Raw genomic sequence first — 23,156 nt, 5'->3', positions numbered from 1 at the left:
ATGCGCTCCACCGACAGCCTATCTGCATCTTCTGCCATGCCCACCGTTGCCCTGCCCGCCCTGGCTGCCCACGCCATCGCAGCCCTGCTGATCGCCTGCGCGCCCATCGTGGCGTGGTTCTGGCTGCGCCGGCGCTTTGACCTGGCGTGGCGCGACATCGGCGTGGGCGCGGCGGTGTTTGTCGTGTTTGCGCTCTTGCTCGAACGCACGCTGCATCTGTATCTGCTGCAACTGAACCCGGTGACGGCCCACTGGTTGCGCATGCCCGCTCTATTCGTCATCTATGGCGCACTGATGGCCGGATTGTTTGAAGAGAGCGGCCGCTGGCTCGGCCTGCGCTTTCTTGTGCGCAAGCCCTGGAGCGCCGCCACGCCCGTGGCGTATGCGCTGGGGCACGCCGGCATCGAGGCCTGGCTGGTCGGCACGGCATCGCAGGCGCAGATGGTGATGTTCGGCATTGCCGCCAACCGGGGCGAGCTGGAATCGCGCCTCGCGGCAAGCGGCGCCGATGCAATGGCCGGGGCAATCCATGCAATGCTCGCGCAGCTCTCGCCGTGGCTGGCACTCGGTGCGCTCAGTGAGCGCATTGCGGCGATGCTGATTCAGTTCACGCTCACGCTGGTGGTGTGGCACGCGGTGCGGCAGCGGCGTTTTGTGATCGTCGTGCTGGCGGTGCTGCTGCACGCGCTGGCGGACCTGCCCGCTGCGCTGTACCAGGTACATGTGCTGCCGCTGGCGGTAACCGAAGCGATCTACGCCGTAGTGGCCATGTTGCTTGCTGCAACGTGCTGGCCGCCGCAGGGCGGTCGCCAGATCGGCGAATCTTCGCTGCGCTAACTAACTACCGCGGACTAACTACTGCGGAATCGGTCCGGCTCGATGCCGTGCCGGTTGAGTTTGTCGTACAGCGTCTTGCGCGGCACGGCGAGCAAATCCGCCGCACGGGCGACGTTGCCCTCCGTGGCCCGCAGCGCTTCCTCAATGGTGGCGCGTTCCACCGCCATCATGCGGCCTGCCAGGGAGTGCTGGCTCGCTTCCGAAGCAACGAGCCCATCGTCCAGTCCAAGACAAAAACGCTCGGCCACGTTTTTCAGCTCGCGCACGTTGCCGGGCCAGTCGTGATGCTGCCAGCGCATCATGTCGGGCGCAGACCAATCCGGCGCAGCCCGCTCATAGCGCACCGCGGCCTGCTGCAGAAAGTGGGCCATCAGCAGCGGAATATCTTCGGCACGCTGGCGCAGCGCCGGCAGCGCAATCGACACGACATTCAGGCGGTAATACAAATCCGCGCGGAATTGGCCATGATCGGATGCGTCTTTCAAGTCCACCTTGGCGGCGGCCACCACACGGCAATTGACGGGCACGCTTGCGTTGCTGCCCAGCCTTTCGATGCTGCGCTCCTGCAGCGCGCGCAGGAGCTTGGCTTGCAGCGCCAATGGCATCGATTCGATCTCGTCCAGGAACAGGGTGCCGCCGTCTGCGTATTCCATCTTGCCGATGCGGCGGCGGTTGGCACCCGTGAAGGCGCCAGCTTCATGGCCGAACATCTCGCTCTCAAACACAGACTCCGGCAACGCCGCGCAATTGAGCGCAACGAACGGCCCGCGCCGCCGGCTGCCCTCGTGGATGGCGCGCGCCAGCACTTCCTTGCCCGAGCCGGTTTCGCCGGTGACAAGGATGTCGGCATCGGTGGGCGCCAGTGCGGTGACAAGCCGGCGCACGTTCTGCATGACTGCGCTCTGACCGATCAACGGATACGCCTGCCGGCCCTGCAGCGCTTCACGCAGGCGCAGGTTTTCGGAAGTGAGCCTGCGCTTTTCCAGCGCACGCCGCACCACGTCGACCAGGCGTTCGGAATGGAACGGCTTTTCCATGAAGTCGTACGCGCCGGCACGCATGGCGGCCACGGCCATCGTCACGTCGCCATGACCGGTGATGAGAATGACCGGCAACTGGCGATCGTGCTGCAGCATCTCGCGCAGCACAGCCAGGCCATCGCGGCCGGGCAAGCGCACATCGGTGACGACCACGGCCGGCGTTTGCGCGGCGAGTGCGGCCAGCGCACTTTCCGCATCGGCAAAGGACTGCACCGGCAGGTCCGCCAGCGTGAGCGCTTGCTCGCAGCCCAGGCGCACCACGTCGTCGTCTTCGATCAGGAAGACGGGTGCGTGATCGATGGAAGACAGATCGGGAGTGGGGTGTTCAGGCATGCGATTTTACGACGCGTTCCAACTCGATGATGAATTCTGCGCCGCCAGCGCCGTCCGGTGCGTTACGACCGATAAGCCGGCCGCCGAAGTCTTCAATGATCGCCAGCGAAATCGCCAGCCCAAGCCCAAGGCCCAGGCCGTCGTCCTTGGTGGTGAAGAACGGCTCGAACAGGCGCGGCAGCACATCGGCGGGAATGCCGGCGCCACAGTCGCGCACGGTAATGCGTACCCAATTCTCGATGGGCTCTACGCGCACGTATGCAGCGGCGGAATCGGACTTCGGCACCTCGGCAGTGGCGTCGATGGCGTTGCGGATCAGGTTGACGAGCACTTGCTCCAAGCGCACAGCGTTGGCCCAGACAGCAAGGTCAGCAGGTACCGCCTCGACCATCACCGTCACACCCGCCTGACGGCGGCGCGTTTCCACCAGCATCAGCGCCTGGCGGATGGCTTCGTCCACCGATACGGCCGCACGCGCCGCATCGCCCTTGCGCGAGAACGCCTTGATGTGCGAGACGATGCGGCCCATGCGTTCGGCCAGTTGGCTGATGTGCCTGAGATTGCCGCGTACCTCGTCGATGCGGCCGCGCTCGGCAAGCTGGTTAGCGTTGTCGGACAGCGTGGTCAGCGCAGTGAGCGGCTGGTTGAGTTCGTGGGTGATGCCAGCGGCCATCTGGCCCAGCACAGCGAGCTTGCCGGCCTGCACGGCGGCATCGCGCGTTTCACGCAGAATGCGTTGCGCAGCATCGAGCGCTTCCACCTTGCCGGCGAGCGCGGTGTTGGCGGAGGTCAGCTCGGCAGTGCGCTGCGCAATGCGCGCCTCCAGGTCGCGCTGGACTTCGCGCAGCGCGGCGCGCGCGCGGTGTTGCTCTTCACGCCGGCGCGCACGCAGACGCAAGGCAACGAGTACGGCGAAGATCAGCGCCATGGCAAACGCAGCACTCGCACCGGCAACCAACGCCGTGCGCTGCTCGTCGCGCGGATCAATCAGCACGGCGACTTGCCAGCCGAGCAAGCCCACCGGGCGGTACTGCACACGCAGTGTCGAGGCCGATTTTCCGGGCAATGCCACACGCACAGTCTGCGGCGGTTGGTCCGCAGAAAAGGGTACGCCCCCGGCTTGCCCATCGTTCAATCCGAGCGGCGTGAGTGTGTGGGGTGCGTATTGGCGCGTCGCATCGAGTGCCGCGCGCTGGTCTGCATTCAAGGTGCCGAGCGTGCGGTATTTCCACTCGGGTACGGACGACAGGAAAATCACGCCATGGCGATCGACCAGTAACACCGTATCGCCGCTGCGCGACAGCGTGGCTTCGAACGCATCGAGGTTGACCTTCACAACCACTACGCCGATCGGCTTGTTGTCTTCGCGCACGGGGGCGGCAACAAAATAGCCCGTCTCGCCGGTGGTGTTGCCTACGCCGTAAAAGCGGCCGAGCCCTTCGCGCATGGCCTCGACAAAGTACGGGCGGAACGCATAGTTCTGGCCGACAAACGAGGTCGGCAGATCCCAGTTGCTGGCCGCAATCGTAAGGCCCGTCGTATTGATCAGGTGAGCGGCAGCCAGATCGGTGGCCGCCTGGACTTCTTTCAGATAGGCATTGGCCGCGCGGCGCATGACGGCATCGCCGGCCCGGGGATGCTCCTGCAGCGCGAGGTGAAGCACGTGTTCCAACGCCGCCAGCCGCGGCAAAGATTCATAGCGCGCCAGCGTGCTGCGCAGGTTCTGCGCATAAAAGGTGGTGCGCTGGCCGGCTTCTTCGGCGCGCGTGGCAACGTAGCGCTGCAGGGCGATGGCGTAAGCGCCCCACCCTGCTGCCGCACAGCACGCCGCCATGGCCAGCGCGACGGCCAGCCGCCAGCCGCGCCCGCGTGCGGGGTGGGCAAGGTCGGCGTGGCCGTCGGTTGGTGACATGGGATCAATGTTCGATGCGGGAATGCTCGCGAGTATCGCGCATGAACACGTACACCAACAGCGACAGGAAAATGGCGCCCGTCACGTACCAGTAGAACAGCGACTCATGGCCGGACTGCTTGAGCCACAGCGCGATGTACTCGGCCGTGCCACCAAAGATCGACACCGTCAGCGCGTACGGCAGGCCCACGCCCAGCGCGCGCACTTCTGCGGGGAACAGCTCCGCCTTCACCACCGCGTTGATCGACGTGTAGCCCGAGACGATCACCAGCGCGGCCATGATCAGGAAGAAGGCCGTCCACACGTTGGTGGTCTGGCTGATGGCGGTCATGATGGGCACGGTAAACAGCGTACCCAGCACGCCGAAGGCGATCAGGATCGGGCGACGCCCAATGCGGTCGGACAGCCCGCCCACGATCGGCTGCAGCATGGCGAACAGCAGCAGCGTGGCGCCTGACACCAGCGTCGCCTTGTCTTTGGACAGACCGACCGTGTTGGCCAGGAACTTCTGCATGTAGATCGAGTACGTGTAGAACGCGACCGTACCGCCCATCGTCAGGCCCACGACCGTCGCAACAGCACGCGGATGCTTGGCCAGTTCCGCCAGGGTGCCGCGCTTCTTGTTTGTCTTTGCGGCCGTAAACGACTGCGTTTCTTCCATGTGCGAGCGCATGCCCATCGCCACCAGCGCACACAGCGCGCCGATGAAGAACGGAATGCGCCAGCCCCACGCCTCAAGCTGCGCCGGCGACAGCACAAACTGCTGCAGCACGATCAGCAGTGCCAGCGCCGTCAGTTGGCCGGCGATGAGCGTGACGTACTGGAAGCTCGAATAGAAGCCGCGGTTTTCCTTGTCGGCGACCTCGCTCAGGTACGTGGCCGAGGTACCGTATTCCCCGCCGACCGACAGCCCCTGCAGCAGGCGCGCCAGCACCAGCAGCACCGGTGCCGCAACGCCGATGGTCGCGTAGCTGGGCGTGAGCGCAATGATGAGCGAGCCCGCGCACATGAGCACCACCGAGAAGAACAGCGCGCGCTTGCGGCCGTAGCGATCGGCATAGATGCCCATCAGCCAGCCGCCCACGGGGCGCGCCAGGAAGCCGACCGCAAACACCGCAGCGGTATTCAGCAACTGCGCGGTCTGATCGCCCTTGGGGAAAAACGCCTTGGCAAAGTACAGGGCAAACGCCGAATACACATACCAGTCGTACCACTCGACCAGGTTGCCGATCGAACCGGAGAAGATCGAGCGCAGACGGCGGCGAACATCTGCGGGGGTGTCTTTGGCGGGGGCTTGGGTGGGCGTGTGCGAGGGCGAAAACTCGCCCGTGACCGCGCCAGCCTGGGGCTGCGTCATGGTGTCTCCTTGGAGCGTTGGCGGCGGCCTTTGCTCGTGTCATGTCGGCACACCTGTCTGCGTGTGCGACGTGCGAGCGGCCCGCCGGTTTATGGGTGGTCGCTCTTACTCAAGAAGCATTCCATGCGAAAAACAGACGCGTCGATTTGCCGCAAATACCCATGGCACAAGGCTTTGCGGAAAATCGGCGGAACGGCGGCGGATAGCGGAAGTGTGCGGTTTCTCAGAATTGGCCGACGGCGCTGTGCGGAAACCCGCACGACCGATTCAGAAGACAGATAACGCTCAGGCCGCCACCCCCAGCGCAATGGGGTCACGCACCAGCGGATTGATCTCGACAGATGTTTCCTCATGCGCCTGGGGCAAACCGAGACGCTCGTACAGGTACGCCTCAAAGTCAGCGCGCACTTCCGGATGGCGCAGCGCAAACTCAACGGTCGCCTGCAGGTAACCGAACTTGCTGCCGCAATCAAAGCGTTGACCGCGGTAGCGATATGCCAGGATCTGCTCTTCCGCCAGCAAGCTTTGGATGGCGTCCGTCAGTTGCAGCTCGCCACCGGCACCCGGCTTCAGGCTGTGCAAATGATCAAAGATGCGCGGCGTCAAAATGTAGCGGCCGACCACGCCGAGGTTGGACGGCGCGTCTTTCGGTGCCGGCTTTTCGACGATGCCATCGAGCTTGATCAGGCGATCATCCCATTCACGACCGGCCACCACGCCATACGAACGTGAGGCTTCCGGCGCAATTGTCTCGACACCAACGATGGAACAACGGTAGTGATCGTAAAGCTCCGTCATCTGTTGCATGACGGGCGGCTGGTTGTCTAACAAGTCATCGGCCAGAATCACAGCAAAGGGCTCGTCGCGTACCAGTTTCTGCGCACACAAGACAGCGTGGCCCAGGCCCAGCGTCTCGGGTTGACGCACATAGAAACACTCGACGCCGGGCGGCTTGATCGACTGCACCATATCCAGCAGTGCCTGTTTATTCTTGGCAGCCAGTTCGGTTTCAAGCTCATAGGCCTTGTCGAAATGATCTTCGATAGCGCGCTTGGCTCGGCCCGTGATGAAGATCATCTCCGTGATGCCCGCAGCGGCTGCCTCTTCCACCGCATATTGGATCAGCGGCTTATCAACGATCGGCAACATCTCTTTCGGGCTAGCCTTGGTGGCGGGTAGAAACCGCGTACCGAGCCCCGCCACGGGAAACACGGCCTTGGTGATCTTCTCGTTCATGACGACTCCATTGGTAAGACGTAGCGTCATGAGCAAGTCATATGCCCGCGTGGCAGCTTTTGAATAGCGCACCACCGGGCAAGCGCCATGCATTGGCACGCGCACCGCACGGGCACGCTTTCCTACAAGGGGTTGCAACTCTGTCGTACCAACTTTCAGCGCCGAAAGTCGCAAGCGTACCCAATTCTGCGTACTGATTGGCGTCGCGTTGCAGGTAGCCAGACCAGTAAGTGCACGCTAACGGCACGTCAAAAAATCAGGAAGACGGCTTGACCCAGCCGCGCGAAACCGGCGCGGTACGCTCGGGTGTGCGCCGATAGGCGTCGATCTGAGCGTTCAATTGCGTGACTTCGGCCTCCAGGGCGCGAATGCGTTGGCGGAGTTGATCGGCTTCATTTTGCGTCTGCTGGCGCACTGCGTCGTTCTGCAAGCGCAGAAAGCGTTCCGTACCCGCCAGCGCACTCGCCGCCCCTTCCAGGCGGGTGACGGTTTCCATGGTTTGCTCCAGGCGCTCGAGCGTCGCGTCCGTCAGCTTGGGCGGCACGGCGGGCGCAGTGGCGAGCGCCTCGCCGAGACGCCGCTCCAGGTCGGCCATGGCGGCCTGCAGTTGCCGGTTGCGCGCGGCCTCGTGTTCCAACGCCCGCTCCGCCACTTCGGCACGGATGCGCGCTTCCATCCATTCAGCGCCCGCACCCGGCGCGCCAATGGCGCGCGAGGCGATCCGATTGCGCTCGTCTCGCGCCGAATGGCTCGGAACCTCAGAAAGCGTACCTATTTCTGCGTGCGCCAACGGGATCGGCCAGGGCTCAATGGCATCCGCCGCGATACCACCGGCGGTCGGCCCGCGACCTTGGGCGCGATCCACCGCCTTCTGCAGCGTCGTATTGCTCGGCCGCCGACGTACGCCCGCCTGCGCCAACCATTGCACGTATCGCCGAGCGCCATAGACGCGCCGTGTAACCGCCTGAACGGCCTCGATGACTTCATCCAGGAACACCGCGTTGTCATGCGGGAAAGCGATATCCAGCCGCCGAATCGCTTCTACGATCCGCTGCTGTTGCTCTACCGAGAAATGAAGACCGGGGCGTGCCATGAGGGCGATCAGATGTTTGTGTAGTGTACAACAAGGGTTAAAAACATCAAACAAGCCAATGTGTAAATCATTATGTAAATATGGATGCAATATAGTTGCAGCCCGATTCTGAGCAGAAGGAGTGTCCTTGCTTTCCAGAATCTGGCCAGTTCGGCACCCGAATAGCGCTGGGGCGAAACCTGCGGAGAAGGTTTTAGTCGGCGGCTCGCCCGTCGCAGAAACGGGTACGCTCAACACGCTGAAAGGCTGCCCCATGGGAAGCCGGGTCAAAAAAAAGCGCCCTATTGGGCGCCTTGCAGCGGATAAATTGGGAGCGAAACTACAGTAGCGCGACGTCCAGGCCGAATCGGCTTTTCAGCGCCTCCACCAAGGATTCTCGCGCGCCCCGGTCTTCCAGCTTCACATCGAGCATGACGCGCCCCGAATCCCATTCCTTAATTGTGCCCAGAAGATCACCTTCAGCGCTTCGGATCTTGTACTGGCGACTGACTTCCTTAACCTTGCGAGTACGCCCTTCCTGGGCCACCTTGCGGATTTGCTCCACGTCGCGGCTGGAGAGTCCCTCTTCCAACACACGATGCACCAGTTCGCGCGTGCGGTCTTCGCCAGCACTCTTGAAGTAAAGCGTCAGTTCATATCCGGTTGCGATACCGATACCAGCCGGCCGCTCCTTCATCACTTCAAGCACCGACTCCGGCAGTTTCAGCAGCGCCAGCGTCTTGTTAACCGTGCCTGCGGACACGCCGGTAATTTCACAAATATCTTCTTCTTTTTTTACTTTTCCTTCATCCAGCAGTTGGCGCCAAGCGAGCGCGTTGTCCAGCACAGACTGCCCTGAGCGTTGCTCATTCAGGACAAAGGACAACCGATAGAAATCAATGTCCGACAGGCCATCTTCGACGAAGCAATCCATCTCGGCCTTGCCGGCCGCGGCCAACGCCCGCTTACGGTAATGGCCGTCGATCAGAACATACCAGCCTGGCCGGGCTGGATCAGGCGCCGCCAAGCCAGGCGTTTGCTGACCATGCGTGGCAATGGATGCCGCCCGTTCTTGAACGATCTGCGGATCGTAGATACGGCGGGCGTTGAGCGGATTCTCCTGCAGCCGCTCAAGCGGAACCTTGATAACGCGGCGCTCAGAAGTATTGGCGGGAGCAGGACTTTCAGCGCTGAAAGCGGGACCGGTCTGACCCAGCAAGCCGCGCGGATGCGACGTAATCGCCTTGTCCGCCAAAGCAAAGCGGTCAACCGGTGTCGCTTTGGTTTTCTCTGCGGCAATACCGGCGAGCATGCCGTCCTTGAGCGATTTCAACTTCGCGCTCATACGCGTTCCTCCTGCAGCAACTGCAACACCTCGTCGATCAGGATGTCGACTTCACTCACGGCTTCGCGTGCCCCAGAGACACCGTGCACGGTTGCACCAATCGCTTGGCATTCTCGAAATGCGGAGCGCGAACCGATCATGGAATCCATCAAAGGAATATCGCCATCATCACCAAGAATTTCAATTGCTTGTTTAGCGAGTGACACACGCCGCTGGACCATGTTCGCCAGTACTCGAATACGCAACGTCTCATTGGTCACCTGGGCCTGCTGGGCCAATGCTTTTGCGGCCACCGCAGCCCACAAATCGGGCGGAGACGGCACAACAGGGATGAGCGCAATGTCGGAAATTAACAACGCGCTCGATGACGAGGGCGAATGAACTGCGGGAGGGCAATCGACCACGATGTAGTCGTAGTCCGCCACAAACTTGCGAACCTCTCGATGCATGGCGCCGCCGGAAGGCGCCAAGCCGATCACAGACGCCGGGAAAGGTTTCTCTTCGGGAGCCTGAGCAGCCCAACGGGTGGCCGTTCCTTGCTCGTCCATGTCGACCAATAGCGTCTTGCTACCCCGCAAACCCAAGGTGCCGGCGATGTGCATGCTGACAGTCGTCTTGCCGCAGCCGCCCTTCTGATTGAATACCGTTACGATTTTGGCGCTCACTCGTCCTCCACTTTCAGCGCTGAAAGTCAGTAGCGCTCATCTTAGGGAAGACCGCAAGGAAACACAAGATCGGTAAAATTCAATTCATATAAATTTCATTGGGAAGGCGCTGCGGAAGGCGGTGTGAGCAGGTGGTTTTCATCCGCCTAAACTGAGATGTAAATGCGGTCTTTGGCGCATAACTTCATGCGTTCAACCCTGCATTTACGTGCTTCCTAGGTGTTTACCAGTGAGATGCATAAAAGCGACATTTGGAAAAAATGCCGCCCATCGACACTCTGCTCCAAACTGGTTATGATGTTCGGACAGTCGTCTGAAGACTTTGTCTACGCAAGATTCGGAATCAGCCGGTTCTTCGTGCGATGTCCGGATCGGCTGGACGACGTGTTTTTTGTTTTTTAAAGGAATTTTTGCATGGCCACGGGTACTGTCAAATGGTTTAACGAAACCAAAGGCTTCGGCTTCATCACTCCGGACGGCGGCGGCGCGGATCTGTTCGCGCACTTCTCCGAAATTCAGGGTTCGGGCTTCAAGACCCTGAAAGACGGCCAGAAGGTCACCTTCGAGGTGAAGCAAGGCCCGAAGGGTCTGCAAGCCTCGGCGATCAAGCCGGAATAAGTTTCGGGCTGATCGCCTGAGATGAGAAAAGGGGAGCTTCGGCTCCCCTTTCTTTTTGCCTGGCGCTGTCGCTTTTGCTTCAGGCCAGCTTCCGCACACTGGTACGCGAAGGCTGCAGAATCAGCGCTTTCGACGAATCGGCATCCACTTTGGCATCCGGATAGACGACCAGCACGTCCTTCAGCGCCTTCCGGAACAAAGCACGGAATTTCCGTTCGCTTTCAGTCTCGGTGCCGAATTGCATCTGCAACGCTTCCCAAGGAATCTCCGTACGCTTCTGGATCGTAAAGAAGCGGTAGGTGAGCCACGAATACACATCCAACGCAAACGGCGACTGCTTGAGCGCTTTCAGCGCGCGCATATCCACTGGCACCGGCCGATTCACCAGCTCGTTGAAGAACGGTTCAGACAGCACCACGAAGCTCTCAAACATTGAGCCTTGGCCAGGCTGCATCGGATCCCACCACGTAGACAACTGATCGGCCAGCAAATAGCCGATGCGGTCAATCGACAATGGTTCCTGGTTCTGATTTTGATTCTGGCTGAGGGGCGCTGATTTGTTCTGCACGATGGCAATCGTGGCGGAGAACAGCCGAATCATCTGCTGGCGCACCAGCGTCATGGTCCCGCGCTTGCCGCCCGTGGCCATCGGGATACCCAGGTTGTACATGAACTCGGACAACGAGTTGCCCAACGAGATACGCCGATCCTCCACGGTGCCCTGGAACTCGCCGCGCTTCTTCTTGGCCATGATTTCCTTGCCGATCCAGGCCAGCATTAGCCGCGGATACGAGCCATAGGGATAGCCAAACGAGACGGTCTCAGAAACGATGCGCTGCCGCCCATTGCTGGCGCGTTCGGAGCGCTGCTGCGTGAAATACCCCGGTTGGATCATCAGCGAGATGTTGCCGCTCGAACGCGTCCAGACTGGCGGGGCGCCTTTGGGAGCCCGATAGGGGAGAGTGACTTGCACGCTGGCACGGCTGAGGAAGCCGACCTCGCCGCTTTGCCAGGCGTCTTCGCGTTCCATCGCCTGCGCTTCGTCGAACAGGCGCTGGAATTTCTCCGGCGCGGCAATGACTTGCCCTCCCGAAGGGACGATGATGCGGCCGGGCGAGTCGTCGTCCGGTTTCCCATTGGGAGCGAGGCGTTTGGTGACCATGGTGCGCAGGAATTGTTCAGAGCCTTTGTACTAAAACGTCTTCGCCTTGTCACGCAGAATCGGGTACGTTTTCTTATTTTTGCTCGTTGTCGCGGGAAGGGCGTCGGTGGGCAACCTGAAGGGTTGTCCACGGAAGACCTTTCCTCACTACAAGCTATATATACCTTCTACGTTTACTACAGGTAAACCGTATACGCGGCCCGCAAAGCCTTGTCAGCATTGGGTTCAGGGGGGTAAACCGAACCAGATTCTGCGAACGTGCGAACCAGATTCTGCGTGACGGCGTACCCGCTTCTGCGCGAAACCGTACCCGCTTCTGCGCATTGGGCGTACCGGAATCTGCGGGGACAACATCAGGTTGTCCACAGTGTTATCCACAGAAAAAGGGTAAGGGCGCAACGCAATTCGGCGCCACTTTGCCTGCGCGTACCCGTTTCTGCGGCCAATTAGGCCGCTTTCTGGGCAGGATCAGTTGGATCGCAGCAATAGCGTACCCGTTTCTGCGTGAACAAGGGGGAGCGAGTGTGCGCCTGGCGTACCCAAATCTGCGAGTGTGCTGACTTTCGTGATGTTGTTGCTCGCGCGGTTAAGGCATCTGCCAGAAAGCAAGCGCCCGCTTTCGTAGGTTTGCGTGTGGCCAGTGCGTACTCGTTTCTGCGGAGCCGTTCCCGCTGGCACTTCGTCGAGCCTTCCGTTCGGGCAAGCGAATTTTGAACTTTCATCGCTGAAACTTGGACGAGGGTGTGCATTTTGGCGATGGGCGGAGGCTTGGCGTCAGCCCCGCCGTACCTGTTTCTGCGGGTAAAAACCCTTATTAGCCAAGGGCTTGGCGTGGCAGCTTGCAAATAAGGCGTACCTGTTTCTGCGAACGATGGCGCAGAAATGGGTACGGCGGATCAGGGGCTTCCTCGCAGAAACGGGTTCACGTTGCATGAGGCGACGGGGTCCGATCGCGCGCAGAAACGGGTACGGTTTGCCTGTCACAGCGCGCAGAAACAGGTACGCCAGTGTTCTTGCCGCTTCCGCTGCTCGATTCGCCAACATTCGTACCCGTTTCTGCGACAGCGCACGCAGAAACGGGTACGCGAATCGCTACGCAGGCCGCGTGGCATCAAGTTCTCGCAGAAACGGGTACGGTCTGCCCGCGCAATTTAGCCGCCTCTGAGCGGCGGAGCACTGCCCGCCTGGCGCGTGCATACGCCGGGCGTTTCGGGCATCATGCGCATCCCGCGCGCCGGCCAAACGCCAGGTCGGCGCGTTTTCCGTCATTCGATTCGCATGGACCGTATTTCGACCGCGCGGCCTTTGGGCGCCAGAATCTTGCTAAGAGCAGCCTCGCTCCATGGTGGATGGTCATCGGGGAGCCGGATGCCGGTCAGCGCCGGCCAGCGATGACACTTCACAACAAGAGGAGACCGCCTGAATGACCTGGCTCGCGCGCACCTTCAAGCTTGAGGAACACCAGACCGACGTTCGCACCGAAGTGCTCGCTGGGCTGACGACGTTCCTCACGATGGCGTACATCGTCTTTGTCAACCCGAACATCCTGGCCGATGCGGGCATGCCGCACGACGCGGTGTTTGTCGCTACCTGCATTGCGGCAGCGATCGGCACGATCATCATGGGGATGTACGCGAACTACCCGATCGCCATGGCGCCGGGCATGGGCCTGAACGCCTACTTTGCGTATGCGGTGGTCAAGGGCATGGGCTTTACGTGGCAGGCGGCGCTGGGCGCGGTGTTCATCTCCGGCTGCCTGTTCCTGCTGGTGAGCGTGTTTCGCATCCGCGAGATGATCGTCAATGGGATTCCGCATTCGATTCGCGTGGCGATCACGGCTGGTATCGGGTTGTTCCTGGGCATTGTGTCGCTGCGTGGCGCGGGGTTGATCGTCGGGAATCCGGCGACGCTCGTGACGCTGGGCGACGTGCATCAGCCTTCGGTCATCCTGGCGGTGATCGGCTTCTTCCTGATCGTGGCGCTGGACCACCTGCGCGTGAAGGGCGCCATCCTGATCGGCATTCTGGCGGTGACGGCGGCGAGCTTTTTCTTTGCCGGCAATACCTTTCACGGCGTGGTGTCGATGCCGCCGTCGCTGGCGCCCACGCTGATGCAACTCGACATCATGGGTGCGCTGTCGGTGGGCATCCTGAACGTGGTGCTGGTGTTCTTCCTGGTGGAGCTGTTTGACGCGACCGGCACGCTGATGGGCGTGGCCAACCGCGCGGGGCTGCTCAAGCAAGGCAAGATGGACCGTCTGAACAAGGCGCTGCTGGCCGACAGCACGGCCATCATGGCAGGCTCGCTGCTGGGCACGTCATCAACCACCGCCTACATTGAAAGCGCCTCGGGCGTGCAGGCCGGGGGCCGTACCGGGCTGACTGCGCTGACGGTGGCGGTGTTATTCCTGCTGTGCCTGTTCTTCTCGCCGCTGGCTGGCGTGGTGCCCGCCTATGCGACCGCACCCGCGCTGCTATACGTGTCATGCCTGATGCTGCGTGAGCTGGTGGACCTGAACTGGGAAGACACCACCGAAGCCGTGCCTGCGGTGCTGACAGCGCTGATGATGCCGTTCACGTATTCGATCGCCAACGGCGTGGCGTTCGGCTTCATCACGTACTCGGGCCTGAAGCTGTTGACGGGCCGCATGCGTGAGGTGCCGATCATCGTATGGATCATCTCGGCGGTGTTCCTGTTCCGCTTCTTCTATCTATCGGGTGGGCACTGAACACCAAGGTCGTTACTGTTCAACGAAGAACGCGGACTTTCAGGGTCCGCGTTTTTTTTGGGGGGAGCATTTGCGCCAAAGCGTACCCGTTTCTGCGTGCAATGCAGAGGCGAGCGTACCCGTTTCTGCGCACCATCGTCGCCGATCCGGCAACCAAAGCGTACCCAATTCTGCGGGCGACGTAAGTAACAACTGTCGCGCAAATCGCGCTGATAATCGGTTTCGACAATGCGCTAACGCACCACGCGTGCAAGCGATGCGTACCCGTTTCTGCGTAAGCTGTGGCGGAATGTCAGGCCGACGGCGGGGCCAGTTTGCGTGCCGCGTCGGTAATGCTGGCGGCGAGATCGGCATCGCGTGCACGCACGGCAACGCTTGGCAGGGCGGCAAGCCCAAGCGCATGGGCGACATCAGCCGCGGCTTCACCGGCGGCAAGCCGCTCGCGCAAGTGGGCGCCACGTACGCCGCGCAGTGAGGCATTCTCGAGGCGCATGGCCGCGCCGGCGTGGCCGATTGCGCGGGCGTACTCAGCAGCTTCGCCCAGCATGGCCTTGACGATGAGCAGCAGTTGCGAGCGTGAAGCAATGCCCTTGCGTTCGCCGAAGTCGCGGCGCAGGGCGGGGGAATCGATGACGGTGCCGTCTGCGCGCCGTGGCGAGCGCTTGCGCACAGACAGCAGCAACGGCGTGGCTTCATTGGGCAGCGGCAGCGGCGACAGGCCGAAGGCCGTGCGGTACTCGCGCAATGCAGACATCAGCGCATCGCACGGCAGCCAGCGCTGCGTGCGGCCAGTGCCGATTGCCAGCAGCCAGACCGACGTCGGCAGTAACGCGTCGGATGTTGCGTGCGTGGCCGGCACAGCGTGCAGCGCTATGTTGCCCATGCGCGCACTCACCAGTTCCGACACACGCATGCCCGCCTGCGCGAGCAGCACGGCGAGAAAGTGGTCGCGCGCCTGACGCAAGCGCGCTTCACGGCCAAGAGCGACCCGGGCGCGCACGGCATCGATCATCAATGTCATATCCGATGCGCCAAGTGCGGTGTCCGGCTTGGCCGTTGCGATGGGCGGCGCAGGCGAGGGCGCGCTTGGCGCCGGCACGGTAATGACGATCGCATCGTCGTCAAGAAATGGGTTCGCATGCAGATGGCCGGCGCGCAGCAGCCAGCCGCAGAGATTCGCCGCGATGATGCTGCTCTGCCGCGTGGAGCGCGCCGAGAGCGGGCCGCGTAACGGCGTCCAGTTGGCATCGTCGCGTTCGATGCCGCGCGCACTGATCGCCCAGGCGGGCGGTTCTTGCAAAAAGCGCAGATAGGCCCACGCGTCGTCGCGCTGCCAGCTTGCGATCGGCTTACCGAATGTGCGCGCGTACCAGCACACGCGTTCGGCTTCCACGCGGTACTGCGACAGCGTGGAAGCACTGACCGCACGCGTGCCAGAGGCCCGTGCGGCGAGCCATGCCTGCACGCGTTCGCGCTCTTGGGCGAATGCCTGCAGATCGGCCTGGGAGCAGGCGTTATCCGGAACGGGCGCGGGAACGGGCGCGGGAAGGGGCGCGGCATCAGCCGGGCGCGGTTCGAGCATGCGAAGCGTGTGTGGCGCACGAAGACAAAACGGATTGCGCAAGTATAGCGATCCGCATTCAGGCCCAGCTGCAGGCGCCGGTTTGGAAGGGTCATTCAACCATGATGGGCACGCGCCGTGCTCAATATCCAAACGTCGCTTCGTGTGTCGGACGCCTCCGACAGAACGATCGGAACCGGCTCGATAGGCGCGCTGCATATGCGCGGCTATCGTCGGCTCCACAAGTCGACAACGACGTACATGGGCGTGCGATGCAAGCGGATGCAAGCGGCCCGGTTCATGACAGGACTCTCCCTCCGAGGTGGAAGATGAAAATACAGATCAGGAAGATCGTCGCCGTGCTGGCGTTGGGTTCGTTGGGTGTGGTGGCCGGGTGCGGTGGCGGCAGCGACGACATTGGGCAGATCATCGGCACCAGTTCGCCGCAGTACCGTACGGTGCATGCCAACCCGTTCATCGGCAACGTCGACTTTGGTGTGAACGGCGCCACGAAGATCACCAACGTCGGGTTCAAGAACGTCAGCAACTACTTTGGCATTGACGCCACGGCCAGCACGGCCACGGTGTCGAACCCGGGTAGCACTACGCCGCTGGCTTCAGCCGGCTTTACCCCGGCCAATGGTCACCGCTATACGGCGCTGGCCGTGGTGGGGGCCAACGGTTCGGCCACGAGCCTGTCGCTCATCGATGATCCGTACAACAAGTCGATCCTCTCGGACAAGGCGCGCGTGCGCAGCTTCAACGCTTCGTACAACGCTCCCAACGTCGACGTCTATGTGACGGCGCCGAATGTGGATCTTTCGGCGATTGCGCCGACCATGAGCGGTGCCGCGTATGGTGCGGCGTCGCCGGCCAGCACGCAGGATTCAATCTACGTCGATGGCGGTACGTACCAGGTGCGTGTGGCGACGGCCGGTACGAAGAACATCATCTTCACCTCGCAGCCGTTCAGCCTGGCCAACAATGCCGACTGGCTGATCACCACGTTGCCGGCCGGTGGCGCGGGCGCAGTTACGCCGAATGCGATTCGCGTGCTGGTGGCGCAGGCCAACGGGGCTTCGCAGACGGCTTCTGAATTGCCCACCCAGTAACCCGCCTTCACGTCCTATGATGCGGTGCAGCGGCACCGCATTTTTTTCGATGGCGGTGCCTGGAATGAAAACTGCTAACGAAGGGCGCAATGAGTGAATCCGTAACCGGCTGGCCGGCACCCGTGCGCGCAGCGCGAAGGACGTGTACCGCACCGGCCAGCACCAGGCAGGTTGATGTGTTCTGGGTAGACGATCCGTTGACGGGAACGCGTCTGCACGTAAGCGCCGCAGCGCAGACGTGGGGCGTGCAGGCCGATTCTTTGTGCGGTGTTCGTGAGCGCTGGCTTCTCCATGTGCATCCGGACGACCATGCCGCGCTGCGTGCCGCCTGGGACGGCTTGGCGCGCGGGCAGGAGTTCGTCCTCGAATACCGCTGGCTCGGCGCCGATCACGGCGAAGACCGCGAGTATCGCGTCCGCGAACGCGGCTATCTCATGCCAAACCTCGATGGCGCATCTGCCCATGCAGTGGGCGTGGTTGAAGACGTGACGCACGGCCAGCAGACCCTGGCCGCCCTCACGGAGTCGGAATTCCAGTTGCAATGGCTGACCGAAAGCGTGCCGTTTCCGCTCGTGCAGATCGATTCCGGGCACCATGTGCGCTTTGCCAATCGTGCTTACGCGCAGCGCTTTGGCCTTCGTCCCGACGATGTGCTTGGGCGCCATCTGCGCGAGCTGATGGGCGACGCTGCGTATCTGCGCATCCTGTCGCACCTGAACGAAGCGTTCGCGGGGCAGCGTGTCGATTTTGAAATGGAGTTGCCGTATCCGGCCCACATTGGCCGCCGTTTCGTGCACGCCGCGTTTTCGCCGCAGCATGGGCCCGACGGCAGCGTGCAGGCGCTCGTTTGCGTGGTTGAAGACATCACCGAGCGCAAGGAGGCCGAGCACGAGCGCTTTCGCCATCAGCGCGAATTTGTCACGCTGGTTGAGAACGCGCCCGACGTGATTGCGCGGCTCGATCGTGAACTGCGCTGCGTGTATGTCAACCGCGCAGTAACCGAAGCCTTTGGCGTGACGCCTGCCGTGATGATTGGCAAGACGTTGACCGCATCGCCGCTGGCCTGCGCAGTCACGCGCCCACTGGAGGATGCCGCGCGCCGCGCCTTCGCCTCGGCCGCCGAGCAGACGCTTGCGCTGCATCTGGAGCTCGAGGATGGGCGCCCGCGCATTGCGCACTACAACGCGCGCGTTATTCCAGAGGCCGATCGGAACGGCGTGATGGAATCGGCGCTGCTCATCATCTACGACGTGACCGAGCGCACCGAGGCCGGGCGCGAGCGCGATGCGCTGTTGTTGCGCGAACAAGCCGCGCGCGCCCAGGCGGAGGCCGCAGCGCTGGCGCGCGATCAGTTTTTGGCGGTGGTGTCGCATGAGCTGCGCTCGCCGCTCAATGGCATTCAGAACTGGGCGTACGTATTGGAGAACCAGCTTGCGGGCGGCGCGCCGCTCATGCAGCGCGCGCTGGCGGGTATCAAGACCGGCGTCGAGCAGCAGGTACGCCTGATCGAAGACCTGCTTGATGCCACGCGCGTGATGAGCGGCAAGCTGCGCCTGACGCGCGAGCCTTTCGTGTTGCGAGGTGCACTGGAGCGTGCGCTCAACAGTGTGCACACGCTGGCCGCCGAACGCCACGTCACGCTGCATACCACCATTGCCCTGAACGAACATGAGATTGACGGCGATGCCGATCGTGTTGAGCAGATCGTGTGGAACCTGCTGACCAACGCTATCAAGTTCACGCAAGACGGTGGCGATGTCTGGCTGTCGGCCGATCTGTCGGGCGAGGTGGCGCGCATCGTCGTGCGCGACAACGGGCGGGGCATTGCGCCGGCGTTTTTGCCATATCTGTTTGATCCATTCCGCCAGGCCGATGGCGCGCACACGCGGCGTACAGGTGGGCTCGGGCTGGGGCTGGCACTGGTCAAGCGCCTGACCGAGTTGCACGGCGGGCGGGTGTATGCGCGCAGCGACGGCGACCAGCATGGCGCCACGTTCACGGTGTATCTGCCGCTGCATGCCGGCGCCGATCTGATTACGCCACTGGCCGAAGACCCTGAGCGCAGCGGGCCGTTGCCCTCGCTGGCAGGCTTGCGTGTGCTGCTGGTCGACGATCAACAGGACGCGCGTGACGCGCTGGCCACACTGCTGACGCAGGTCGGTGCGCAAGTCGGCAGCGTGGGCTCCGGCTACGAGACCATGGCGCTGCTGGACGCCTGGGGCGCCTGCGGCGAGGTAGGCCATCCGCAGGCGGTGGTGTGCGATATCGCACTGCCCGATGAAGACGGCTACGCGATCCTGCAGAAGATCCGTGCGTGGGAACAGGCACATCTGCCCGCCGGTGCCGCGCCGATGGCCGCCATTGCGCTGACCGCGTTTGCCCAGCCCCATGATCGTGCCCGAGCGCTGGCTACCGGCTTTCAGGAGCACCTGATCAAACCTGTGTCGCCGTACGATCTGGTGCGTACGTTGCGCATGCTCGCCATGCGAGTCGCCCCGCTGTCGTAGGCTGCGGAGGCACAACTCTTGCGCAGAGAAGGGTGCACCACATTCTCTGCCATGTCAGCCGAACCCACTCCACCCCCTACGCCGCCAGAACCTTTGCATGGCAGCCTGCTCGACGGATTGCGGCAGCCGGCGTGGCGCGTGGCGATGGTGCTGGTGGCCATTGGTGGCACCTTGGTGTTTCTACAATGGGCGCGGGCGTTTCTGGTGCCCTTCACCATTGGTGTGGTGCTTGCGTTTGCGTTGAACCCCGTGGTGGTGTGGTTGCGGCGCTGCTATGTGCCGCGCCCCATTGCAGCGGGCATTGTGGTGCTCGGTTTGTGGATCGGCGGTGCGGTGCTGGTCTTCGGCATGCAAGACGGGGTGTCGGCCATGGCGGCGCGTCTGCCGCTGGCGGCGGAACGCATGGCGGGGTCGGTCGACCGTATGCGCGGGCATATGGGCGGCGCGTTCGACAAGATGCGCGAGGTGACCGTCGCGCTGGAGCATGCCGCCGAAGGTGTGCAGGGCAAGCCAGCGCCTGCGCCTGCAAAGCGCTCGCCCGCCGCTGCAACCTCCGCCGAGCAGCCTGCGGCGCAGCCGGTGTTGCCGCTGCGCGAGTTTCTGTGGACGGGCTCCGCCAACCTGTTCGCGCTGGCAGGTCAACTCGTCGTGGTTTCGTTTCTCGTCTACTTCCTGCTCGCTTCGGGCCAGGCGCTCAAGCGCAAGTGGGTACGCGCGGTGGGCAACACGTTGAGCGAGAAGAAGCGGGCGGTGCGCATGATGGCCGTCATCGGCACGCAGATCCAGTATTCGCTGCTGGTGCTGTTTGTGACCAACATCGTGCTGGGCGTACTCACCACGGTGGCCTTTGTGCTGCTGGGCATGGAAGACGCAGCGGTCTGGGGCCTGGCGACCGCCGTGCTGCACTTCGTGCCTTATCTGGGTTCGGTGGTGATTGCGGTGGCCAGCGGCATTGGCGCGTACCTGCAGATGGGTACGTGGTCGGACGCCCTCGTGGTGGCGGGCGTCACGCTGGTGCTGGCCACCCTGGTCGGCACGCTGCTCGTGACGTGGCTGCAGAGCCGGGCGTCCAAGCTCGACCCGTGCGTGGTCTACATCGGCCTGCTGCTGTGGGGCTGGCTGTGGGGCGTATGGGGTTTGCTGCTCGGGACGTCGGTCACGGCGATGATCAAAGTGGTGTGCGATCACGTCGATCGGCTGCGCCCATTGGGTACGCTGCTCGGCACCACCGACGCGCCGGCCGGCGTGTCGCAGCGCTTGCTGGACCGACTGCGTGGTCGCCCGACCCGGCGCCCTGAACGTATGCGCCGGCTGCGCTGATTCCTTCTGCCTCACCTTGCGCAGCAAGCGTTACAAGCACGCATGTAACCCTTACGCAACGATCACGCCACGACCCCGGCAAGTGCATTGGCACGCGGCATCGCCCCGTTAGCGCGCTCGCGCAGGTGTGGTGCAGGTCTTGTCGATTGCAGCGTCTGTGCGTACGCGCCGGGCACGTCGGTTGCGGTGCGCAAGGCATCCAGATCACGTCCGCAGGAGGGCGCCATGAACCGACTACGCCCCACCTTACGCGGCCCTCATCAGCGCGACGATCTGCCGGGGGGCACCACGCCCCCGCGGGCGCCTGGTGCGGGCCGAAGCGCTGAAAACATCGACAAGGTGCTCGGCAAGCCCGAGCACGGCAAGCCGGCGTCGGGCTCGGCAGACCGGCTGCCGCACGAGCGCGACCAGCATCTTGAAGAGCAACGTTCCGAGCCGCGCAGCGATGTCGAGCAGGCCGCGCGCGACATCGAAAGCGGCCTGCTCGATACCGATCTGCACAACACCCCGGGCGTAGAGCGCGTCGTGCGCGAGCGCCATGCGGCCAACCGTGAGGACAGCGACCGCCAAGTCGCCAACCGCAGCGCAGACGACCTTGCCGACAAGCGAGGCCAGACCGGCCGCCCCTCGCACAGCCGTGACGAGCGCAAAGGTTGATCGGTCCATGCGCATTGCTTACATGACCGAAACCTGGCCGCCGGAACTCAATGGCGTGTCCCTTACTGCCGCGCGCACCGTGGCGTTTTTGCAAGCGCGCGGGCATGACGTGATGCTCGTGCGCCCACGCCAACGCGCCATCGATGCCGGCAAGCCTGCACTGGCCGACGACACACTGCGTGTGCCCGGCGTGCCGATTCCGCTGTATCCGGATTTGCGCATGGGCTTGCCCGCACGCCGGCGCTTGCTGCGTGCGTGGCAGATGCATCGGCCCGATCTGGTGCATGTCGCCACGGAGGGGCCGCTTGGCTGGTCAGCCGTGCGCGCTGCACGGCAACTGGGCATACCCGTTACGTCGGATTTCCGGACGCGCTTTGACGAATACGGCCGCCACTACACCTGGGACGGTGCAGTGCCGCTGGTGCGTGCCTATTTGCGCGCGTTTCACAACCGCACCGATCGCACCTTTGTCCCCACGCGCGAATTGCAGCGGCAGTTAAGCGAACTGGATTTCGAGCGCTTGACGGTCAGTACGCGGGGCGTAGACGCGCACCGGTTCACGCCCCAGAACCGCAGTGAGGCATTGCGCGCGCAGTGGGGCGCCAATGCCGATACACCGGTCGTGCTCACCGTGGGCCGTCTGGCCTTGGAGAAGAACCTCGGCGTCGCGCTCGATGCGTTTGGCGCAGTGCGTGAGCGCGTGCCTGAGGCGCGCCTCGTCATGGTGGGCGATGGCCCACAACACAACGCGCTGCGCCGGCGCTGTCCCGATGCCATCTTTGCCGGAATGCAGCAAGGTGAGGCATTGGCCGCGCACTATGCGTCGGCGGATATGTTTCTCTTTCCCAGCTTGACGGAGACCTTCGGCAACGTGGTGGTGGAGGCCATGGCCAGCGGTTTGCCCGTAGTGGCATTCGATACCGCAGCGGCAGGCATGCACGTACGCAGCTACCAAAGCGGCTATCTCGTGCCGCTTGGCGTTACCGACGCATTCATGCAGGCCGCCATCACACTCGCCACCGATGCCGGTTTGCGCCAGCGCTTGGGCTGCGCGGCGCGGCTGACCGCGCAGCGTCTGGATTGGCCGCATGTGCTCGAACGCTTTGAAGCCGCACTCATCGCCATTCACGATGCGGCCACCAACCGGGAGGCCTACCATGGCGACCCACGCCTGGCCTGATTGGAAGCGCTGGCGCGAGCGCGATCGGCAGCTTGCCGTGGCGCTCAATCATGTGGCGGGCGATGCGTCGGCCATGCGCTTTTATCGCGGTGTCAGTCGCTTGGGCGACGGCATGCTCTGGTATGCATTGATGGCGGCACTGCCCGTAGTGGGCGGCGATGCCGGCTGGGAATGCGCCAAGCAGATGGGACTCACGGGGCTGCTCTCGCTCGTCATCTACATCCTGCTCAAGCGCGGCGTGTGTCGGCCCCGGCCTTACCTCTCTTGCGAAGAGATCCACCTGTGCGGGCGCGTGCTCGATCAGTTCAGCTTCCCGTCGGGTCACACGCTGCATGCAGTGTCGTTCAGCATCGTGATGGCGGCGTACTACCCGCGCATGGCGCTGGCTCTGGTGCCGTTCACGTTGATGGTGGCGGTCTCCCGCGTCGTGCTTGGCTTGCACTATCCGAGCGACGTGCTGGCGGGTGCCGGACTCGGGATGCTGATCGGCGGATTGTCGGTGTGGTTGTTCTAG

The 23,156-nt window shown here is 63.0% G+C and carries 18 protein-coding genes; 9 read left to right on the top strand and 9 right to left on the bottom strand.

Annotation, left to right across the window (positions count from 1 at the left end):
• The first annotated feature begins 36 nt into the window (after positions 1–36).
• On the top strand, positions 37–837 hold the full coding sequence (locus PSUB009319_RS00825; RefSeq protein ID WP_124380362.1) for a YhfC family intramembrane metalloprotease: 801 nt from the start codon (positions 37–39) through the stop codon (positions 835–837).
• Positions 838–851: 14 nt separating this feature from the next.
• On the opposite strand, the gene PSUB009319_RS00820 is transcribed toward PSUB009319_RS00825, so the two are convergent.
• From PSUB009319_RS00820 to PSUB009319_RS00790, 7 genes are all read right to left on the bottom strand, one after another.
• A complete protein-coding gene (locus PSUB009319_RS00820) occupies positions 852–2,210 on the bottom strand; it encodes a sigma-54 dependent transcriptional regulator (protein ID WP_124380361.1) in 1,359 nt (452 codons plus the stop codon).
• On the bottom strand, positions 2,203–4,122 hold the full coding sequence (locus PSUB009319_RS00815; RefSeq protein ID WP_124380360.1) for an ATP-binding protein: 1,920 nt from the start codon (positions 4,120–4,122) through the stop codon (positions 2,203–2,205). Before PSUB009319_RS00815 ends, PSUB009319_RS00820 begins: the two co-directional genes overlap by 8 nt.
• Positions 4,123–4,126: 4 nt before the next feature.
• Complete coding sequence (locus PSUB009319_RS00810) at positions 4,127–5,479, bottom strand: MFS transporter (protein ID WP_124380359.1); 1,353 nt, start codon at positions 5,477–5,479, stop codon at positions 4,127–4,129.
• Between the two features lie 285 nt (positions 5,480–5,764).
• Positions 5,765–6,715, bottom strand: coding sequence for a UTP--glucose-1-phosphate uridylyltransferase GalU (gene galU / locus PSUB009319_RS00805; RefSeq protein WP_124380358.1), 951 nt, complete (start codon positions 6,713–6,715; stop codon positions 5,765–5,767).
• A gap of 256 nt (positions 6,716–6,971) precedes the next feature.
• Positions 6,972–7,808 carry a DNA-binding protein gene (locus tag PSUB009319_RS00800; protein WP_124380686.1) on the bottom strand — a complete coding sequence of 279 codons (837 nt, stop codon included), beginning with the start codon at positions 7,806–7,808 and terminating at the stop codon, positions 6,972–6,974.
• A 319-nt stretch (positions 7,809–8,127) separates the two neighbouring features.
• Positions 8,128–9,132 (bottom strand): ParB/RepB/Spo0J family partition protein, encoded by a 1,005-nt coding sequence (locus tag PSUB009319_RS00795; protein WP_124380357.1) that lies wholly within the window; start codon positions 9,130–9,132, stop codon positions 8,128–8,130.
• Positions 9,129–9,797: a ParA family protein gene (locus PSUB009319_RS00790; protein ID WP_124380356.1), complete on the bottom strand. Its 669-nt coding sequence runs from the start codon at positions 9,795–9,797 to the stop codon at positions 9,129–9,131. Before PSUB009319_RS00790 ends, PSUB009319_RS00795 begins: the two co-directional genes overlap by 4 nt.
• Positions 9,798–10,211: 414 nt before the next feature.
• Here PSUB009319_RS00790 and PSUB009319_RS00785 point away from each other — a divergent pair, with 414 nt between their 5' ends.
• On the top strand, positions 10,212–10,415 hold the full coding sequence (locus tag PSUB009319_RS00785; protein ID WP_004632415.1) for a cold-shock protein: 204 nt from the start codon (positions 10,212–10,214) through the stop codon (positions 10,413–10,415).
• A gap of 79 nt (positions 10,416–10,494) precedes the next feature.
• On the opposite strand, the gene PSUB009319_RS00780 is transcribed toward PSUB009319_RS00785, so the two are convergent.
• The gene (locus PSUB009319_RS00780; protein ID WP_124380355.1) at positions 10,495–11,577 is read right to left on the bottom strand and encodes a replication protein RepA; all 1,083 of its coding nucleotides are present in this window, start codon (positions 11,575–11,577) and stop codon (positions 10,495–10,497) included.
• Positions 11,578–13,000: 1,423 nt separating this feature from the next.
• Here PSUB009319_RS00780 and PSUB009319_RS00775 point away from each other — a divergent pair.
• Positions 13,001–14,305 carry an NCS2 family permease gene (locus PSUB009319_RS00775; protein WP_124380354.1) on the top strand — a complete coding sequence of 435 codons (1,305 nt, stop codon included), beginning with the start codon at positions 13,001–13,003 and terminating at the stop codon, positions 14,303–14,305.
• A 292-nt stretch (positions 14,306–14,597) separates the two neighbouring features.
• On the opposite strand, the gene PSUB009319_RS00770 is transcribed toward PSUB009319_RS00775, so the two are convergent.
• On the bottom strand, positions 14,598–15,887 hold the full coding sequence (locus tag PSUB009319_RS00770) for an integrase (RefSeq protein WP_124380353.1): 1,290 nt from the start codon (positions 15,885–15,887) through the stop codon (positions 14,598–14,600).
• Positions 15,888–16,195: 308 nt separating this feature from the next.
• Between PSUB009319_RS00770 and PSUB009319_RS00765 the strand changes: the two genes are divergently transcribed.
• From PSUB009319_RS00765 to PSUB009319_RS00740, 6 genes are all read left to right on the top strand, one after another.
• A complete protein-coding gene (locus PSUB009319_RS00765; RefSeq protein WP_124380352.1) occupies positions 16,196–16,978 on the top strand; it encodes a DUF4397 domain-containing protein in 783 nt (260 codons plus the stop codon).
• Between the two features lie 89 nt (positions 16,979–17,067).
• Entirely contained in the window at positions 17,068–19,485 is a 2,418-nt protein-coding gene (locus PSUB009319_RS00760) for a PAS domain-containing protein (protein ID WP_124380351.1), read from the top strand.
• Positions 19,486–19,536: 51 nt separating this feature from the next.
• A complete protein-coding gene (locus PSUB009319_RS00755; protein ID WP_124380350.1) occupies positions 19,537–20,805 on the top strand; it encodes an AI-2E family transporter in 1,269 nt (422 codons plus the stop codon).
• A gap of 225 nt (positions 20,806–21,030) precedes the next feature.
• Positions 21,031–21,462 (top strand): hypothetical protein, encoded by a 432-nt coding sequence (locus tag PSUB009319_RS00750; protein ID WP_124380349.1) that lies wholly within the window; start codon positions 21,031–21,033, stop codon positions 21,460–21,462.
• Positions 21,463–21,469: 7 nt separating this feature from the next.
• Positions 21,470–22,642 carry a glycosyltransferase family 1 protein gene (locus PSUB009319_RS00745; RefSeq protein ID WP_124380348.1) on the top strand — a complete coding sequence of 391 codons (1,173 nt, stop codon included), beginning with the start codon at positions 21,470–21,472 and terminating at the stop codon, positions 22,640–22,642.
• On the top strand, positions 22,620–23,156 hold the full coding sequence (locus tag PSUB009319_RS00740; RefSeq protein ID WP_124380347.1) for a phosphatase PAP2 family protein: 537 nt from the start codon (positions 22,620–22,622) through the stop codon (positions 23,154–23,156). The genes PSUB009319_RS00745 and PSUB009319_RS00740 overlap by 23 nt, the downstream gene beginning before the upstream one ends.

Source organism: Ralstonia sp. SET104, from assembly GCF_003851545.1.
GTDB lineage: Bacteria > Pseudomonadota > Gammaproteobacteria > Burkholderiales > Burkholderiaceae > Ralstonia.
Note: the sequence above shows the minus strand (reverse complement) of the source record. Positions and strands in the feature narration are given on the sequence as shown.

Excerpts from the sequence above, each read along its gene's own strand:
- PSUB009319_RS00825 (WP_124380362.1), top strand. The coding sequence starts at position 37 with ATGCCCACCGTTGCCCTGCCCGCCCTGGCTGCCCACGCCATCGCAGCC.
- PSUB009319_RS00820 (WP_124380361.1), bottom strand. The coding sequence starts at position 2,210 with ATGCCTGAACACCCCACTCCCGATCTGTCTTCCATCGATCACGCACCC.
- PSUB009319_RS00815 (WP_124380360.1), bottom strand. The coding sequence starts at position 4,122 with ATGTCACCAACCGACGGCCACGCCGACCTTGCCCACCCCGCACGCGGG.
- PSUB009319_RS00810 (WP_124380359.1), bottom strand. The coding sequence starts at position 5,479 with ATGACGCAGCCCCAGGCTGGCGCGGTCACGGGCGAGTTTTCGCCCTCG.
- galU (WP_124380358.1), bottom strand. The coding sequence starts at position 6,715 with ATGAACGAGAAGATCACCAAGGCCGTGTTTCCCGTGGCGGGGCTCGGT.
- PSUB009319_RS00800 (WP_124380686.1), bottom strand. The coding sequence starts at position 7,808 with ATGGCACGCCCCGGTCTTCATTTCTCGGTAGAGCAACAGCAGCGGATC.
- PSUB009319_RS00795 (WP_124380357.1), bottom strand. The coding sequence starts at position 9,132 with ATGAGCGCGAAGTTGAAATCGCTCAAGGACGGCATGCTCGCCGGTATT.
- PSUB009319_RS00785 (WP_004632415.1), top strand. The coding sequence starts at position 10,212 with ATGGCCACGGGTACTGTCAAATGGTTTAACGAAACCAAAGGCTTCGGC.
- PSUB009319_RS00780 (WP_124380355.1), bottom strand. The coding sequence starts at position 11,577 with ATGGTCACCAAACGCCTCGCTCCCAATGGGAAACCGGACGACGACTCG.
- PSUB009319_RS00775 (WP_124380354.1), top strand. The coding sequence starts at position 13,001 with ATGACCTGGCTCGCGCGCACCTTCAAGCTTGAGGAACACCAGACCGAC.
- PSUB009319_RS00770 (WP_124380353.1), bottom strand. The coding sequence starts at position 15,887 with ATGCTCGAACCGCGCCCGGCTGATGCCGCGCCCCTTCCCGCGCCCGTT.
- PSUB009319_RS00765 (WP_124380352.1), top strand. The coding sequence starts at position 16,196 with ATGAAAATACAGATCAGGAAGATCGTCGCCGTGCTGGCGTTGGGTTCG.
- PSUB009319_RS00760 (WP_124380351.1), top strand. The coding sequence starts at position 17,068 with ATGAGTGAATCCGTAACCGGCTGGCCGGCACCCGTGCGCGCAGCGCGA.
- PSUB009319_RS00755 (WP_124380350.1), top strand. The coding sequence starts at position 19,537 with ATGTCAGCCGAACCCACTCCACCCCCTACGCCGCCAGAACCTTTGCAT.
- PSUB009319_RS00750 (WP_124380349.1), top strand. The coding sequence starts at position 21,031 with ATGAACCGACTACGCCCCACCTTACGCGGCCCTCATCAGCGCGACGAT.
- PSUB009319_RS00745 (WP_124380348.1), top strand. The coding sequence starts at position 21,470 with ATGCGCATTGCTTACATGACCGAAACCTGGCCGCCGGAACTCAATGGC.
- PSUB009319_RS00740 (WP_124380347.1), top strand. The coding sequence starts at position 22,620 with ATGGCGACCCACGCCTGGCCTGATTGGAAGCGCTGGCGCGAGCGCGAT.